Below are 16,338 nucleotides of genomic sequence, written 5' to 3' on the forward strand. Positions count from 1 at the left end.
CCTGGAGCCTGCCCACTGATTCGAGAGGTGCCCCATGAGTCTGCTGCTTGAACCCTATACCCTTCGCCAATTGACCCTGCTTAACCGCATTGCCGTATCGCCCATGTGCCAGTACTCCAGCGTCGATGGCCTGGCCAATGACTGGCACCTGGTCCACCTCGGCAGCCGTGCCGTCGGCGGGGCCGGTCTGATTTTTACCGAAGCCACGGCGGTTACCGCCGATGGCCGCATCACCGCCGAAGACCTCGGCCTGTGGAATGACGAACAGATCGAACCGCTGCAACGCATCACTCGGTTTATCGCGGCCCAAGGCGCCGTCGCCGGTATTCAACTGGCCCACGCCGGGCGCAAGGCCAGCACCCATCGGCCGTGGATCGGCAAGCACGGTAGCCTCAAGCCCGAAGACGGTGGCTGGACCCCGGTCGGGCCTTCGCCGATTGCCTTCGATCCCCAACACACGCCGCCTAAACAGCTCGATGAAGGGCAAATCGCTGAAGTCATCCAGGCCTTCGTCGATGCGGCTAGACGTGCACTGACCGCCGGTTTCAAAGTGGCCGAGATCCACGCTGCTCACGGTTATCTGCTGCATCAGTTTCTGTCGCCATTAAGCAATCAGCGGCGCGACCAATATGGCGGCTCGTTCGAAAATCGCATTCGGTTGGTGCTGCAAGTCACCGAAGCAGTGCGTGCGGTCTGGCCGGAAGAGTTGCCGCTGTTTGTGCGGGTATCGGCCACCGATTGGGTGGAAGACGGCTGGAACCCGGACGAAACCGTGGAGCTGGCACGACGCCTCAAGGACCTGGGCGTGGATTTAATCGACGTCTCGTCGGGCGGTACGGCGGCCAACGCGGAAATTCCTACAGGGCCAGGTTATCAAACCCGCTTCGCTGAGCGCGTGCGTAAGGAGTCAGGCATCGCCACGGGCACCGTGGGCATGATTACCGAGCCGGCGCAGGCTGAGCACATTCTGCGGACCTGTCAGGCGGATATCATCTTCCTGGCTCGGGAGTTGTTGCGCGATCCGTACTGGCCGCTGCATGCCGATGATGACCTGGGTGGACGCAAAGCGGTGTGGCCGGCGCAGTATCAGCGGGCGACCCATCGCGATCAGCCGATTCATGAGTCTGATTTGCGGGACTGAATAGCGCTGTAAAAACAAAAAGCCCCGATCGGATTGATCGGGGCTTTTTAACGTCAAAAGATCGCAGCCTTCGGCAGCTCCTACAGAGAAATGCGATTCCCCTGTAGGAGCTGCCGAAGGCTGCGATCTTTTGATTTTGCTACATCAGATGTACTTACGCTTCTCCGGCGCCGGCGGGAAATACTGGTACAACCAGGTTTCACTCAACGTCCGGTCATTGGTGCGAATAAACAACCGCAGCTCCACCGGTGCGACGCTGTCATTGGTCGGGAACCAGTCAAACGTAATCCGGTAACCCTTGATGTCATCGAGCACCAGCACGTTGAAGTCTTTCACTTCGCCATTCGAGCAAGTGACCACCGGCTCGATCGCCGCACCCGGCGGCAACCGGTCCAGACCGCCACCGGTGAAATCCACCGCAAAGCGACGGGCCCAGACTTCCGGGTAATGCTCGCCCGGCGCCCAGCCTTCGATAAACCCACCCATGCCCGAACGGGTCGCGTTGACCCGCGCCAGCGGCGTGCTGACCGGCGGCAATGCGCTCCAGTAAAGCTTGTAGCCGTAATTCAGCGAATCACCGGCCGCCACGGGTTTCTTCGGCGTCCAGAACGCGACGATGTTATCCAGGGTCTCGCCGGTTGTAGGAATTTCCAGCAGATCGATAGAGCCTTCGCCCCACGCAGTTGTAGGTTCTACCCACAGGCTCGGACGCTTGCTGTACCAGTCGACGGTGTCTTGATAGCTGGCGAACTCGTGATCGGTCTGCACCAGGCCGAAACCTTTCGGATCGGTGTCGGCGAAGGCATTGAACTGCAGGGTCGCCGGGTTGTTCAGCGGACGGCAGATCCACTCGCCGTTACCGCGCCACATGGCCAGGCGATCAGAGTCATGGATTTGCGGGTGAATGGTGTCGCACATGCGCCGCTCGTGGGTGCCGCAACTGAACATGCTGGTCATCGGCGAGATGCCCAGTTGCTCGATGGCGGTACGCGCATTGATGTGCGCGTCGATGGCCATGACCACCTGACTGGCCTGGCAGTCGATGTCGAAACGGTAGGCGCCAGTGGCACTCGGCGAATCGAGCAAGGCGTAGACCACGAAACGGGTGCTGTCCTTGTCCGGCGTCTCGAACCAGAACTTGGTGAAGTCCGGGAATTCCTCACGCTTCTTGGCGTAAGTATCGATCGCCAGGCCGCGAGCCGACAGGCCATATTGGCCAGAAGCATCCACCGCGCGGAAATAGCTGGCGCCGAGGAAGGACAGCACGTCGTGCTTGTCCAGCTCGGGGGCCTTGAACAACTTGAACCCGGAAAACCCCAGGTCAGCGCCAAGCTGCTTGGTGTCGACCGTGGTTTTTTCATAGTTGAACAGCGACGGACGGAAATGCACTTCTCGCGCCTGACGCGTCTTGGGATCGACGCTGAACATGCGCACAGGTTGCTTGAAGCCCATGCCGACGTGGAAAAACTGCACGTCCAGTTGACCGTTCAAGTCGTTCCACAACGAGTGCTTGCCGTCGTACTGAATCGCGTTGAATTGTTGCGGCGCCATGGTCGCCAATGTCGGCGGCAGCACCTGCTTGGTGTCCTGATAACGATTGCCGGCGAGCTGCTTGGCCTGGATCTTCAGCGCTTCGAAGTCGAACGCCTGCGCGTCGCCATCCGCCGCGCCATTCCCGGCCCAAGCCCGAGCGGCCAACAGGCCGGTGGCCGATAAGCCGGTGTAGGCAGCGATAGCCATGGACGCTTTGAGCAAATTCCTGCGGTGCATAAGTACAACCTGTCGTGAACAATCCCGCGCCGTTCCTGGCACTGCTGGATCAAAAATGGAGGTTCGGACATGCCTTCGGCCAAACGCAACGGACTTTAAACAGATGCCAAATAGCTTAAACCGTTCGGTCCCGGAGAAAAAATGATTGATAGCACAACAATGTTGCGGCAATGAAACAAGACGTGTCCGGTAACGTTTCCCACAGTACTTTCTGTTTTATAAGCCATTTGTGCCTTTTTCGACTAATTACTCTAAAAACCACTTTTCAGCGCCGATTTAATTCCTATCCTATGGGCATGACCGGTTTCGGCCCTTCAGGCCGGTGGGTTCAGCGCGCACCAAGCGACTGCTGAAAAAGTAGTAGGGCGATGCGGTTTTCTGAAGTTTTCTTTGACGTATTAGAAGGACATCGTCCATGTCGAAAGTACAAGGCATCACCGAGCTGTTAGGGATATTTCCATTTCTGTCGAATGTAAGGCGCAGGCGTCGACTCAATTCAGAGGAGATGAAATTGGTGGAGCGGTATCGGGAGCTGTCCGAGAGTGATCGGATTGCGATGAGGTATCTGGTGGATGCGATGAGGAGTGTTTCGCGGTTTTGAGGAGAGGGATTTGGCCGTGACACTAGTGTCACGGTCGTATCCTACGGAGCGGTGGGAAGATACCTACGATGAGCGGCGGTTGCAGGATTGCATACCAAGTATTACGTTTCTCCACAGAGTAATACTTCAGGAGAGTGACATGACGACAACCATGACCAGTAAAGGGCAGGTAACCATTCCCAAGCCTATTCGTGACGCGCTGCATCTGATACCGGGTTCGGCCATCGAGTTTAGCGTCAACGCGCAAGGTGAGGTCGTGCTGCATGGTCATAAGACAAAAGCTGAAAAAACAGCCATTCCAGATCGGTTCGAGGCTGCGCGTGGTAAAGCGGATATCAAGTGGCGGACAGATGATTTGATGGCGTTGCTGCGGGGTGAGGACTGATGATATTGGTCGACACGAATGTGTTGATTGATGTTCTGGAGGATGATCCCGTTTGGGCCGATTGGTCCATTCAACAGCTACGTGCTCAATCCCAGATCCATGAGTTGGCCATTAATCCGATTATCTACGCCGAACTGTCCCATACCTTCACCACGTTTGAAGCGTTGGATGATGCTGTTACTCAACTCGGTTTGGAGATGCGGGAACTCCCGCGTCCTGCTTTGTTTTTGGCAGGAAAAGCTTTTATTCGTTACCGGAAAATTGGGGGCGGGAAAAGTAATGTGTTGGCGGATTTTTTCATCGGTGCGCATGCCGCTGTGAAAAAGCTGCCGCTACTGACTCGGGATGCCAAGCGTTATCGCAACTATTTTCCGTCGGTTGAATTGATAGTGCCAGCGTGAGCCCCTCGTGTTGTCACGGATAGACTGGCAGAAAAAGCGATTCGTGGAGATTCTGAAGAATGGTTAATAACGGGGGCGGACTGCAAAGTCTGCCCCTTTTCATTTTTTACCTTCACTTCAACTGCAAGTGCCCATGATCTTGAAAGGTCGGTGTACCTGCATCAGGTCAGGCATGTCCCGCCACTTGATCCAGGCCTGATGCTGCCAGTGCAACAGCGGCACCGAGATGCCGGCCCATTGCAGCGAACTCAGGCTTGGAATGTTATCCACAGATGCCGCGTTCGACTCACGCAGCATCGGGATGACTTCATTGCTCAGCCATTGGCGCAGGTTTCGGTTTTCCGGGATGAAGTGGTGGACGAGAAGGGCGTACGTACCTGATTCGCTGACCATCAGGGATTCGACGGTGTTGCCGCTTTTCAGCAGTCGGACGTTTCGACGCTGATCGGGATCGAGTTTCAGGGTGAGGCGTTCGTCCATTGGGCGGCCCATCAGGCGACCGAGATCGTGGACGCAGAACCAGGCTTGGTTGTCTTGCATGAGGGTGTGGAGGAAGCGGTTGTGGCGGGTGAAGACGGTTGGTATGAAATGAGGCGAATTTTGAGCTTGATTAAGCATGGAGGTAACTTCCGCTTTGATTGGGAAAGTCGCCACCAACCCTTCGACAGGTTGGGTGGCGGACCGAGTGGCGTTCGAAGTCGGGACACTTCCAGTCAAAACGGAAGCCGAAAGGCCCGCGCCACACGGCCCGCCATAAAGCAGAACTGAAGGCGTGAAACAGCCGTAGTTCTATGGAGGGTGCGCAAGCACCGTTTTGACTTTTTCCGGCTTCGACCCCGGGTCGCTGATTTGGCAGCGACGAGGTAAAGCCTATCGTCCAGGCGCTCGCGGCGCCAAGTCTACTCTGGCGCCATGTGTTGTAGGAATTGGTGCTTTTACTGGAAGGCTCAGTCTGTAGGAAAAAACGAGCATGAACCCAGCCCGCATCACTACGGGCTGGGCAACATCATTTACCGACTAACCTTCCAAGCATCCCCCGCAGGCGCAGTCCCGTGGTCGTACGGCTTGGCAATCAACATGTAGATCAACCCCAACCCAATCACAATCGCCGTGCTCAACACCATCGCATAGTTGATATACCAAGCTGCATCCGGCGTACGCGGCCAGGCCATGTTGATGATCGCGCCGACGCCATAAACCAGCGCGCCGATGTTCACCGGCAAACCCCATGCACCCAGGGTGAATTTGCCGCTCGGTTTCCAGCCTTTCATTCGTGCATACAACGCTGCCAGGACGATCATCTGGAATGCCAGGTAAATCCCGATGGCCGCGAAGCTGACGATGGTCGCGACAGCATCTTGCAGGAAGAATCCGAGTGCGATGATCAGTGCAGGCAGGACACCCGACACAAACAGCGCCGCAACCGGCACTTGAGTCGTAGGGGAAATCTTTTTCAGCAGTGTGCTGCCGATGACCATTTCATCCCGAGCGTAGGAGTACAGCAGACGACTCGCCGCCGCTTGTAGGCTGATGACGCAGGAGATGAAGGAAATCATCACCACGCCCATCACCACTTTCGAACCCACCGGGCCGAAGGCGTTGTTGAGGATGGTGGTGACCGGGTCTTTGTCGGTGCCGTTGATCACGGCTTGCATGTCGGGCACGGCGAGGATCAGTGCCAGGCAGGCGAACATCGCCGAGATGCCGCCGATGTAGATGGTCATGCGCATGGCGATCGGGATTTGCTTGCTCGGGTTCGGGGTTTCTTCGGCGACGTCGCCGCAGGCTTCGAAGCCGTAATACAGGAACATTCCTGCCAGCGAGGCGGTGAGGAAGGCTGGCAGGTACGAGCCGTCGATGCTGATATCGAAGGTGTTGAACAAGACGCTGATCGGTTGGTGACGTTCGAAGATCAGCAAGTAGACGCCGACGATCACTGCGCCGATCAGTTCGCAAAGGAAGCCGAACATGGCGATCCGCGCCAGCACTTTAGTGCCGCTGAGGTTGACCAGCGTGGCGAACAACGTCAGGAACAGCGCGATGACGATGTTGGTGTTGTTGCTCGGTTCAAAACCCATCATTGCGGCGAGGTACGGACCGGCACCCACGGCAACCGCGGCGATGGTCACGCACAGGGCGATGGAGTAGATCCAGCCGACCATCCACGCCCATTTTTTGCCCACCAAGCGGCGCGCCCATGGGTAGACGCCGCCGGAGATCGGGAATTGCGAAACCACTTCGCCGAAGATCAGGCACACCAGCAATTGGCCGCAACCGACCAGCAAATAGGCCCAGAACATCGGTGGCCCGCCAGCGGCGAGGCACAGGCCGAACAGGGTATAAACCCCTACGACTGGCGAGAGATAAGTGAAGCCCAGGGCGAAGTTTTCCCACAGGCTCATGCTGCGGTTGAAGTTCGAGGTGTAGCCCAGTTTGCGCAGTTGTTCAGCATCGCTGTCGGCAACGGCGGGGGAGAGTTCGGGTGATGTACTCATGGTCTGTCAGCTCCGGAAAATCGGCAGATTTCGGATGTCCGAAACCGTGGCGGGGCTGTTAGGCGCCGCCCGGGTCGGTGGTTATTGTTTTGGTTTGTCTGGGGTTGAGCCTGGTGGTGCTGGGTGTCGGTTTCTTCCTTGGGATTGCGGTGACGCCTTCGCGGGCAAGCCTCGCTCCTACAGGGGATGCATCCAAATGTAGGAGCGAGGCTTGCCCGCGAAGTTTTTAATGCTTGAACATCACATGCCGCACGACGGTGTAGTCCTCCAGCCCATACATGGACATGTCCTTCCCGTAGCCGGACAATTTCTGACCGCCGTGAGGCATTTCGCTGACCAGCATGAAGTGCGTATTCACCCAGGTGCAGCCGTACTGCAAGCGAGCGGCCAGGCGATGGGCGCGACCGACGTCCGAGGTCCAGACCGATGACGCCAGGCCGTAGTCCGAATCGTTGGCCCAGCCCAGCACCTGCGCTTCATCGTTGAACTTGGTCACTGACACCACCGGTCCGAACACCTCGCGACGCACGATTTCATCGTCCTGTTGTGCATCCGCCAACACCGTCGGTTCAAAGAAGAATCCATTGCCTTCCACCGCTTTGCCGCCGGTGACCAATCGGATGTGCGACTGCGCCACGGCACGCTCGACAAACCCGGCCACGCGGTCGCGATGTTGCGCTGTGATCAGCGGCCCCAACTCGGTCGCCGGGTCATCCTGCAAGCCGTACTTGATCGTGCTGACCGCCGCGCCGAGCTTCTCGACGAATTTTTCGTAGATGCCGGCCTGCGCATAGATGCGGCAAGCGGCGGTGCAATCCTGCCCGGCGTTGTAGAAGCCGAAAGTGCGAATGCCTTCCACGGCAGCGTCGATGTCAGCGTCGTCGAAGATGATCACCGGCGCTTTGCCGCCCAGTTCCATGTGCATGCGTTTGACGCTGTCGGCGGTGCTGGAAATGATGTTCGCGCCGGTGGCGATGGAGCCGGTTAGCGAGACCATGCGCACTTTCGGGTGCGTAACCAGCGGACTGCCAACCGTAGGACCGCGACCGAACACCAGGTTGAGTACGCCCGCCGGGAAAATATCCGACGCCAGTTCCACCAGACGCAACGCGGTCAGCGGGGTTTGTTCCGACGGCTTGAGCACCACGGTATTACCGGCGGCCAGCGCCGGGGCGATTTTCCAGGCGACCATCATCAGCGGGTAGTTCCACGGCGCGATGGAGGCGATCACGCCCACCGGATCGCGGCGGATCATCGAGGTGTGGCCGGCCAGGTATTCACCGCCCGCCGAACCGCTCATGCAACGGCTGGCGCCAGCGAAGAAACGGAACACATCGGCAATCGCCGGGATCTCGTCGTTCAGCGCGGCGCTGTAGGGTTTGCCGCAGTTGTCCGACTCCAGTTTGGCCAGTTCTTCGCCGTGGGCTTCGATGGCGTCGGCGAGTTTGAGCAGCAGCAGCGAACGTTCTTTCGGCGGGGTTTGCGACCAGGCTTCGAAGGCGTTGTCGGCGGCGCGTACGGCCGCATCGACCTGGGCTTCGCTGGCTTCGTTGATTTCTACCAGTACGCGGCCAAGCGCCGGGTTGAACACCGGTTGGGCGGGGCCGTCGCCGTCGATCAGTTGGCCGTTGATCAAGAGTTTGGTTTGCATGGTTTTGTCCTCATCGAAACTATTATTTTTCTGCCGGAACCCAATCCCTTGTAGGAGCGAGGCTTGCCCGCGAAGGCGTCCTCACGAGTGTCAAAAGCTTCGCGGGCAAGCCTCGCTCCTACAGGGTTTGGTTTTCCACATTGAGAAATGGGTTGTCAGTTATTTCCCGCCACTCCCCGCCACGCTCTCGCCACCCCGGGTCAGGTAGTACGCACCCAGGATCGGCAGCATGGTGACCATCATCACCAGCATCGCGACGACGTTGGTCACTGGCACATCCCGTGGGCGGCTGAGCTGGTTGAGCAGCCACAGCGGCAGGGTGCGTTCGTGGCCGGCGGTAAAGGTGGTGACGATGATTTCGTCGAACGACAGCGCAAACGCGAGCATGCCGCCGGCCAGCAACGCCGAGCCGAGGTTCGGCAGGACGATGTAGCGGAAGGTCTGCCAGCCATCGGCGCCAAGATCCATCGAGGCTTCGATCAGGCTGTGTGAAGTACGGCGCAACCGGGCGATGACGTTGTTGTAGACGATCACCACGCAGAAGGTCGCGTGACCGACGATGATGGTGAACATCCCCGGCTCGATTCCCAGGGTCTTGAAGGTCGCCAGCAGCGCGATCCCGGTGATGATCCCCGGCAGCGCAATCGGCAGGATCAGCATCAGCGAGATGCCTTGCTTGCCGAAGAACTCCCGGCGGTACAACGCCGCCGACGCGAGGGTGCCGAGGACCATCGCAATCAGCGTCGCGATGGCGGCGATTTCGGCCGAGAGCTTGATCGCTTCCAGCACGTCGGGGCGCGAAAACGCGACGCTGAACCACTTCAGGGTGAAGCCCTTCGGCGGGAAGCTGAACGCCGCATCTTCGGTGTTGAAGGCGTAGAGGAAGATGATCAGGATCGGGAAGTGCAAAAACACCAACCCGCCCCAGGCTGCGATGCGCAAGCCAATAGATGCTTTCTCAGAGTGCATCGAAAGCCCCCAGTCGTTTAACGATGGTCAGGTAAATGGCGATCAACACAATCGGCACCAGCGTGAACGCGGCGGCCATCGGCATATTGCCAATCGCACCTTGCTGCGCATACACCATGCTGCCGACGAAGTACCCCGGCGGCCCCACCAGTTGCGGCACGATGAAGTCGCCCAGGGTCAGCGAGAAAGTGAAGATCGAACCGGCGGCAATGCCCGGAATCGACAGCGGCAAAATCACCTGCATAAAGGTCTGGCGCGGCTTCGCCCCAAGGTCGGCCGAGGCTTGCAGCAGAGAGGGCGGCAGGCGTTCCAGCGAGGCCTGGATCGGCAGGATCATGAACGGCAGCCAGATGTAGACGAACACCATGAAACGTCCCAGGTGCGAGGTCGACAAGGTGCTGCCGCCGACGCCGGGAATGCCGAGGATGAATTGCAGAATCGGTTCCAGCCCCAGGTGCTGAACGAACCACTGCGCCACGCCGCCCTTGGCCAGCAGCAAGGTCCAGGCGTAGGCCTTGACGATGTAACTGGCCCACATAGGCAACATCACCGCGATGTAGAAAAACGCCTTGGTCTTGCCGGTGGTGTAACGCGCCATGTAATAGGCAATCGGGAACGCGACGATGGCGCTGGCAATCGACACCACAATCGCCATGCTCAGCGTGCGCAGGATGATGTCGAAGTTCGATGGCTGGAACAGCGCGGCAAAGTTCGCCAGGGTCAGGTCAGGGGTGACCGCCATGGTGAAGTCGTCGAAGGTGTAGAAACCCTGCCACAACAACACCAGCAACGAGCCGAGATAGATAGCGCCGAACCACAGCAGCGGCGGCACCAGCAGCAGCGCCAGATAAAAGTTAGGCCGGCGATACAGCAGGTTGGAAAACCGCCGCAACGGCGAGCCGTTGGCCGGGGTTTGAGAGATTGCCAAGGTGTTCATTTCACACCCCGCCGGGAACGGTGTCGTGCAACGGAATCATCGCTTCGCGAGCCCAGCGTGCGCTGATGCGTTGCCCGGTCTGGTGTTGGGCGCTGGTGTCCAGCCACTGGACGTTGGCCTGGCTGATGTTCAGCGTCTGGCCATTTTCCAGTTTCACTTCATAGCGAGTGGCGCTGCCCTGGTACTGGATGTCATGGAGCAAGCCGCTGACTTCGATCTCATGACTGGCCAGCGGACCTTCGGCAAAACGCACATGTTCCGGACGAATCGAAAACGGCTGCGGATTGCCGCTCAACTGCTTGGCCAGATCGCCGCGAATCACGTTAGAAGTACCGACGAATTCCGCCACGAACGTAGTCGCCGGTTTCATATAGAGGTTGCGCGGGGTGTCGACCTGTTCGATGCGCCCCTTGTTGAATACGGCCACGCGGTCGGACATCGACAGTGCTTCGGTCTGGTCGTGGGTGACGAAAATGAAGGTGATGCCGAGTTGGCGTTGCAGCTTTTTCAACTCGCTTTGCATCTGTTCGCGCAGCTTCAGGTCGAGCGCGCCGAGAGGTTCGTCGAGCAGCAACACGCGCGGCCGATTGACCAAGGCGCGGGCCAGGGCCACACGCTGGCGCTGGCCGCCGGACAGTTGCACCGGTTTGCGCTCGCCGTAGCCGCCGAGGGCGACCATGTCGAGGGCTTCTTCGGCACGCTTGTGGCGTTCGGTCTTGCCGACGCCTTTGACTTTCAAACCGTAGGCGACGTTGTCGCGAACGTTCATGTGCGGGAACAGCGCGTAATCCTGGAACACGGTGTTCACGTCACGCTGATATGGCGGCAGCCCGGCGGCTTCTTCGCCGTGAATACGGATCGAACCTGTACTCGGTTGCTCAAACCCGGCGATCAGGCGCAGGCACGTTGTTTTGCCCGAGCCGGAAGGCCCAAGCATGGAAAAGAACTCGCCGTCCTGGATATCGATGGAAACCCGGTCAACGGCCTTCACTTCGCCGAACTGCCGGGAAACGTTGGTGAACTGGACTGCAAGCGTCATGGTGCGGAACTCCGAAAATCTGAATCTTAAAAAGCTTCGCGAGCAGGCTCGCTCCCACAGTTATCGCGGTGAACTTGTGGGAGAGATCCGTAGCAGCTGCCGAGGAACGAGGCTGCGTTGCGTGACCGCAGGACCGCCCTCGGGGGGCCGCTACGCAGCCCAACGCAGCCTCGTACCTCGGCAGCTGCTACAAGAGGCTTAACGACCGCCCATGATCGCGATGTAATCCTGGGTCCAGCGGCTGTACGGCACAAACTTGCCGCCTTCAGCCTGCGGGGTTTTCCAGAAGGCGATCTTCTCGAACTGGTCGAATCCGTTGGTTTTGCACCCCTCGGCGCCGAGCAATTCGCTGCCGGTGCACGCCGCCGGCACCGCTGGCAACGAGCCGAACCACGCCGCTACGTCACCCTGGACTTTCGGTTGCAACGACCAATCCATCCACTTGTAGGCACAGTTCGGATGCTTGGCCTCGGCGTGCAACATGGTCGTATCCGCCCACCCAGTGGCGCCTTCTTTCGGGATGGTCGAGGCGATTGGCTGTTTCTCATTGATCAGGCCGTTGACCTGATACGGCCAGGCGCTGGACGCGACCACGCCTTCGTTCTTGAAGTCACTCATCTGCACGGTGGTGTCGTGCCAGTAGCGGTGAATCAACGGCTGCTGGGCGCGCAACAGATCGAGCACGGCTTTGTATTGCGCTTCGGTCAGTTGATACGGGTCTTTGATGCCCAGCTCAGGCTTGGTGGTTTTCAAGTACAGCGCCGCGTCGGCGATGTAGATCGGGCCGTCATACGCCTGCACGCGACCCTTGTTGGCCTTGCCGTCCGGCAGGTTTTGCGCGTCGAACACCACGCCCCAACTGGTCGGCGCGGTCTTGAACACGTTGGTGTTGTACATCAGCACGTTCGGGCCCCACTGATACGGGGTGCCGTAAGTCTGCTTGTTGACCACGTACCACGGCGCATCCTTGAGGCGCGGGTCGAGGCCTTTCCAGTTCGGGATCAACGCGGTGTTGATCGGCTGCACCCGTTTGCCGACGATCAAGCGCAACGAGGCATCGCCCGACGCGGTGACCAGGTCGTACCCGCCCTTGGCCATCAGGCTGACCATCTCATCGGAGGTGGCGGCGGTTTTCACATTGACCTTGCAGCCGGTTTCCTTCTCGAAACCGGTGACCCAGTCGTAGGCCTTGTCGCTCTCGCCACGTTCGATGTAGCCGGGCCAGGCCACGATATCCAGCTGGCCTTCGCCGGCGCCGACGGCTGTCAGCGGTTCGGCGGCCTGGATACTGGCACTGGCGAGCAATGCAGTGGTGATTGCACTGAGCAGTGCGGTCTTGTGCACGAACATGGGGATTCCCTCTTCTTTAGTTATGGTCGGGGCAGTTGTGAACGTGGTGAAGCATGCCGTTGGCGGCTTGTTATTAGCGTAGTCAGAGATGCTGGCCGTGGCGGGCCATGATGTGCCGCACCACGCTGTAGTCCTGAAGCGAATCGCTGGATAAGTCTTTGCCGTAGCCCGAACGCTTCAGGCCGCCATGGGGCATTTCGCTGACCAGCATGAAATGGCTGTTGATCCAGGTGCAGCCGTACTGCAAGCGCGCCGCGACCTGCATGGCTTTATCGAGGTTCTGGGTCCAGACCGACGAGGCGAGGCCGTATTCCGAATCGTTGGCCCAGTCGACGGCTTGTTCGAGTTCATCGAAACGGGTGACGGTGACCACCGGTCCGAACACTTCGCGCTGGACGATCTCATCGCTCTGTTTGCAACCGGCGAGCAGGGTTGGCTGGTAATAGAAACCGGCGCCGGAATGCACGGCCGCACCGGTGACGCGCTCGATGTGCGGCTGGCCGAGGGCGCGTTCGACGAAACTGGCCACGCGGTCGCGCTGGCGGGTGCTGATCAGCGGGCCGATCTCGTTGTCGGCATCGCGTTTACCGGCGAAACGCAGGCTGCTGACCGCTGTGCCGAGTTCGGCCACCAAACGATCATGGATTCCAGCCTGTGCATAAATCCGGCAGGCGGCGGTGCAGTCCTGGCCGGCGTTGTAATAACCGTAAGTGCGCACGCCTTCGACCACCGCTTGAATGTCCGCGTCGTTGCAGACAATCACCGGGGCTTTGCCGCCGAGCTCAAGGTGGGTGCGCTTCAGGGTTTTCGCTGCGGCTTGCAGGATTTTCTGTCCGGTGACGATATCGCCGGTCAACGACACCATGCGCACTTTCGGGTGGCTGACCAAATGGCTGCCAACGCCTTCACCGCCGCCACAAACAATGTTGATCACCCCGCGCGGCAGGATTTCCGCCAACGCTGGCGCCAGGGCGAGGATCGACAGCGGCGTGTGCTCCGACGGTTTGAATACCAAGGTGTTGCCAGCGGCGAGGGCCGGGGCGATTTTCCACGCGGCCATCATGATCGGGTAGTTCCACGGCGCGATGGACGCCACGACGCCGATCGGATCGCGCCGCACCATGCTGGTGTAGCCCGGCAGGTATTCGCCGCTGAGCTGGCCGGTCTGGCAACGCACCGCGCCAGCAAAAAAACGAAACACATCAACCGTGGCGCTCAAATCATCCTGACGGGCTAGGTGCAGCGGCTTGCCACAGTTCAGGGATTCGAGGCGGGCGAGGAGGTCGGCGTTTTTTTCGATGGCGTTAGCGATGTCCAGCAGCAGGTTCGAGCGTTGCTGCGGTGTGGTCCGAGACCAACTGGCGAAGGCGCGGTGGGCGGCGAGGATCGCGGCTTCCACTTGCTCGGTGCTGGCTTCGGCGATGTGCGTCAGCACTTCCCCGGTGGCCGGGTTGAGGATCGGCTCGACAAAGCCTTGGCCCGCGACCAATTCGCCATCGATCAACAACGCGGTGAACAACGGGGTCTGCGCGCCAGCCATTTTTCGGGTTCTCTTTTCTTGTGTGGCCATGGTGCTCCCAGTGACTGGGGCCGGCCGTCTTATAAAGATGTAACAAGACTAGTGCCCGGGCCCGAGGTCGACAAATTCTTAATACTGAAGGTGGCGTTCGATTAAATAGATGGCTTGCGCCCGCCGTGAGGCTGTTCGCGGGCGACGGTCAGGAATGGATCGACCAATGCTGGCCGCGCGGTGCCACGGCGCCAGGCCAGTCCGACGTCGAGGGTCTGGCTGAGATCGGCGATGGGCCGGGCTTCGATGATGTCGCCCTCCAGTGACCAGGGTCGGTAGGTCATGTCGGGCTGGATCGACACGCCCAACCCCGCCGCAACCAGGCTTCGCACGGCTTCCGTGGATGCGGTCCTCAACGTGATGCGCGGTTGCAGCGAGGCCGCCGACCACATGCGCTGGGCGTTGCGGTCCATTTCATCGACGTTCAACTGAATCAAAGGCTCCCGAGTCACGTCGGCGAGGTTGATGCTGTCGTGTTCCAGCAACGGATGCTGGGCCGGCAGCCATAAGCGATGGGGCGAGTGGGTCAGGACTTCGGTCTGCAAGGCGTGGCGATCTTCGAGGTTGGAGAGGATCAGCACGCCGACATCGATCTCACCGCTGACCAGCAAATGCTCGATGTAGGGCCGCTCGTCCTCCATCACCCGGATCTCGACGTTCGGATAAGCACGCTGGAACCGGGTAAGCAAATCCGCCAGGTAATAACCGGCGACGAGGCTGGTCACGCCGATGATCAACTGCCCGGCAACCTGGTCGGTGCTTTGTTGCAGGCTGCGTTTGGCGTTATCGACGGTGGCGAGAATCAGGTGTGCCTGGCGTAGGAATTGATGACCTTGGTGCGTCAGCGTCATGCCTTTGGCATGTCGGTTGAACAGGCTGACACCGATTTCCTGCTCCAACTGCTGGATTGCCAGGGTCAGGGTGGATTGGGAAATGAATGCGGTTTGCGCGGCGGCGGAGATCGAGCCGGTCTCGGCCACGGCGATGAAATGACGGATCTGACGCAGGGTCATCATGGGGAAAGTACCCGGTGGGCGGTTTTTATAGATTCGTTCGAGTGTATATCTTTTTAATCGATGGCCCAGTTGGGCGCTTCGGCGAGCGAGCAACATCTGGAAGCACTCTCGCGGTCAAGTTGCGGGCACTTTCGATCTAGGCTGGTGGCCTGAATGATCCGGTTACCCCGAATTCGTGGAGGCAACAAATGAACACCCGTGGATTGCTCGACCAACTACTCAAGTCCGGCCAGGACCTGTTGCAGAACAAAACTGGCGGCCATCAGAACAAGGCTTCCGGCGGCGGGCTGGGCGGTTTGCTCGGCGGCAGCGGTGGCTCGGGTGGTCTCGGTGGTTTGCTTTCGGGTGCCGGTGGCGGGGCGTTGGCGGCTGGCGCGATGGGGCTGCTGATGGGTAACAAGAAGGTTCGCAAAGTGGGCGGTAAGGTCGTCGTTTATGGCGGCCTCGCGGCGCTGGGCGTCCTTGCCTACAAGGCTTACGGTAACTGGCAGGCCCAGCAGGGCACTGCGACGAAGACCGAGCCACAAACGGTTGATCGCGTGCCAGCGGCTCAGGTTGAGCAACACAGCCAGGCGATTCTCAAGGCACTGGTCGCTGCAGCCAAAGCCGATGGCCACGTCGATGAGCGCGAGCGTGCGTTGATCGAAGGCGAATTCACCAAGCTCGATAACGACCAGGAACTGCAGCACTGGCTGCACGCCGAACTCAACAAACCGCTGGACCCGACCGACGTCGCCCGCGCCGCCAGCACCCCGGAAATGGCTGCCGAAATGTACATCGCCAGCGTGATGCTGGTGGATGAGGAGAACTTCATGGAGAAGTCCTACCTTGATGAGCTGGCGCGACAGTTGAAACTGGAACCGGGGTTGAAGGCTGAGCTGGAAAAACAGGTGCGGCAGGCTTCGATGTAAGGCTTCAGGGCGCCTTCGCGGGCAAGCCTCGCTCCTACAGTTTCGCGTCGCCCTTTAATAGGATGTTCGACGATTACCTGTAGGAGCGAGGCTTGCCCGCGA

The 16,338-nt window shown here is 59.4% G+C and carries 15 protein-coding genes; 5 read left to right on the forward strand and 10 right to left on the reverse strand.

Annotated features, from left to right (window positions below; translation table 11 throughout):
* Window positions 1-34 precede the first annotated feature (34 nt).
* Window positions 35-1,141, forward strand: a complete 1,107-nt coding sequence (locus LOY68_RS05635) for an NADH:flavin oxidoreductase/NADH oxidase (RefSeq protein ID WP_265043513.1) — start codon at window positions 35-37, stop codon at window positions 1,139-1,141.
* 144 nt (window positions 1,142-1,285) lie between these two features.
* Here the strand turns inward: LOY68_RS05635 and LOY68_RS05640 are convergent, their stop codons facing one another.
* Window positions 1,286-2,911, reverse strand: coding sequence for a glucan biosynthesis protein D (locus LOY68_RS05640; RefSeq protein WP_163908666.1), 1,626 nt, complete (start codon window positions 2,909-2,911; stop codon window positions 1,286-1,288).
* 415 nt (window positions 2,912-3,326) lie between these two features.
* Between LOY68_RS05640 and LOY68_RS05645 the strand changes: the two genes are divergently transcribed.
* The 3 genes from LOY68_RS05645 to LOY68_RS05655 all read left to right on the forward strand — a co-directional run bounded on the left by LOY68_RS05645 (window position 3,327) and on the right by LOY68_RS05655 (window position 4,298).
* Window positions 3,327-3,512, forward strand: a complete 186-nt coding sequence (locus LOY68_RS05645) for a hypothetical protein (protein WP_054047310.1) — start codon at window positions 3,327-3,329, stop codon at window positions 3,510-3,512.
* Between the two features lie 139 nt (window positions 3,513-3,651).
* A complete protein-coding gene (locus tag LOY68_RS05650) occupies window positions 3,652-3,897 on the forward strand; it encodes an AbrB/MazE/SpoVT family DNA-binding domain-containing protein (protein ID WP_163908668.1) in 246 nt (81 codons plus the stop codon).
* Window positions 3,897-4,298, forward strand: a complete 402-nt coding sequence (locus LOY68_RS05655) for a type II toxin-antitoxin system VapC family toxin (RefSeq protein ID WP_265043516.1) — start codon at window positions 3,897-3,899, stop codon at window positions 4,296-4,298. Before LOY68_RS05650 ends, LOY68_RS05655 begins: the two co-directional genes overlap by 1 nt.
* A gap of 117 nt (window positions 4,299-4,415) precedes the next feature.
* Here LOY68_RS05655 and LOY68_RS05660 read toward each other — a convergent pair whose 3' ends face one another.
* From LOY68_RS05660 to LOY68_RS05700, 9 genes are all read right to left on the reverse strand, one after another.
* Complete coding sequence (locus LOY68_RS05660; protein WP_163908672.1) at window positions 4,416-4,916, reverse strand: Bro-N domain-containing protein; 501 nt, start codon at window positions 4,914-4,916, stop codon at window positions 4,416-4,418.
* 392 nt (window positions 4,917-5,308) lie between these two features.
* Window positions 5,309-6,793, reverse strand: a complete 1,485-nt coding sequence (locus LOY68_RS05665; protein ID WP_265043520.1) for an APC family permease — start codon at window positions 6,791-6,793, stop codon at window positions 5,309-5,311.
* Window positions 6,794-7,019: 226 nt separating this feature from the next.
* Complete coding sequence (locus LOY68_RS05670; RefSeq protein WP_265043522.1) at window positions 7,020-8,444, reverse strand: gamma-aminobutyraldehyde dehydrogenase; 1,425 nt, start codon at window positions 8,442-8,444, stop codon at window positions 7,020-7,022.
* Window positions 8,445-8,603: 159 nt separating this feature from the next.
* The gene (locus LOY68_RS05675; protein WP_054047303.1) at window positions 8,604-9,413 is read right to left on the reverse strand and encodes an ABC transporter permease; all 810 of its coding nucleotides are present in this window, start codon (window positions 9,411-9,413) and stop codon (window positions 8,604-8,606) included.
* Window positions 9,403-10,350, reverse strand: a complete 948-nt coding sequence (locus LOY68_RS05680) for an ABC transporter permease (protein ID WP_265043524.1) — start codon at window positions 10,348-10,350, stop codon at window positions 9,403-9,405. Before LOY68_RS05680 ends, LOY68_RS05675 begins: the two co-directional genes overlap by 11 nt.
* A 1-nt stretch (window position 10,351) precedes the next feature.
* Window positions 10,352-11,389 (reverse strand): ABC transporter ATP-binding protein, encoded by a 1,038-nt coding sequence (locus tag LOY68_RS05685; RefSeq protein ID WP_265043526.1) that lies wholly within the window; start codon window positions 11,387-11,389, stop codon window positions 10,352-10,354.
* A 198-nt stretch (window positions 11,390-11,587) separates the two neighbouring features.
* Window positions 11,588-12,739 carry a putative ABC transporter substrate-binding protein YdcS gene (gene ydcS / locus LOY68_RS05690; protein ID WP_265043528.1) on the reverse strand — a complete coding sequence of 384 codons (1,152 nt, stop codon included), beginning with the start codon at window positions 12,737-12,739 and terminating at the stop codon, window positions 11,588-11,590.
* 82 nt (window positions 12,740-12,821) lie between these two features.
* Window positions 12,822-14,279 carry a gamma-aminobutyraldehyde dehydrogenase gene (locus tag LOY68_RS05695; protein ID WP_265043530.1) on the reverse strand — a complete coding sequence of 486 codons (1,458 nt, stop codon included), beginning with the start codon at window positions 14,277-14,279 and terminating at the stop codon, window positions 12,822-12,824.
* Between the two features lie 131 nt (window positions 14,280-14,410).
* Window positions 14,411-15,325: a LysR family transcriptional regulator gene (locus LOY68_RS05700; RefSeq protein ID WP_054047295.1), complete on the reverse strand. Its 915-nt coding sequence runs from the start codon at window positions 15,323-15,325 to the stop codon at window positions 14,411-14,413.
* A gap of 188 nt (window positions 15,326-15,513) precedes the next feature.
* Between LOY68_RS05700 and LOY68_RS05705 the strand changes: the two genes are divergently transcribed.
* On the forward strand, window positions 15,514-16,236 hold the full coding sequence (locus LOY68_RS05705) for a tellurite resistance TerB family protein (protein ID WP_265043532.1): 723 nt from the start codon (window positions 15,514-15,516) through the stop codon (window positions 16,234-16,236).
* Window positions 16,237-16,338 lie beyond the last annotated feature (102 nt).

Origin of the sequence: Pseudomonas sp. B21-053 (assembly GCF_026016365.1) — a bacterium.
Lineage (GTDB): Bacteria > Pseudomonadota > Gammaproteobacteria > Pseudomonadales > Pseudomonadaceae > Aquipseudomonas > Aquipseudomonas nunensis.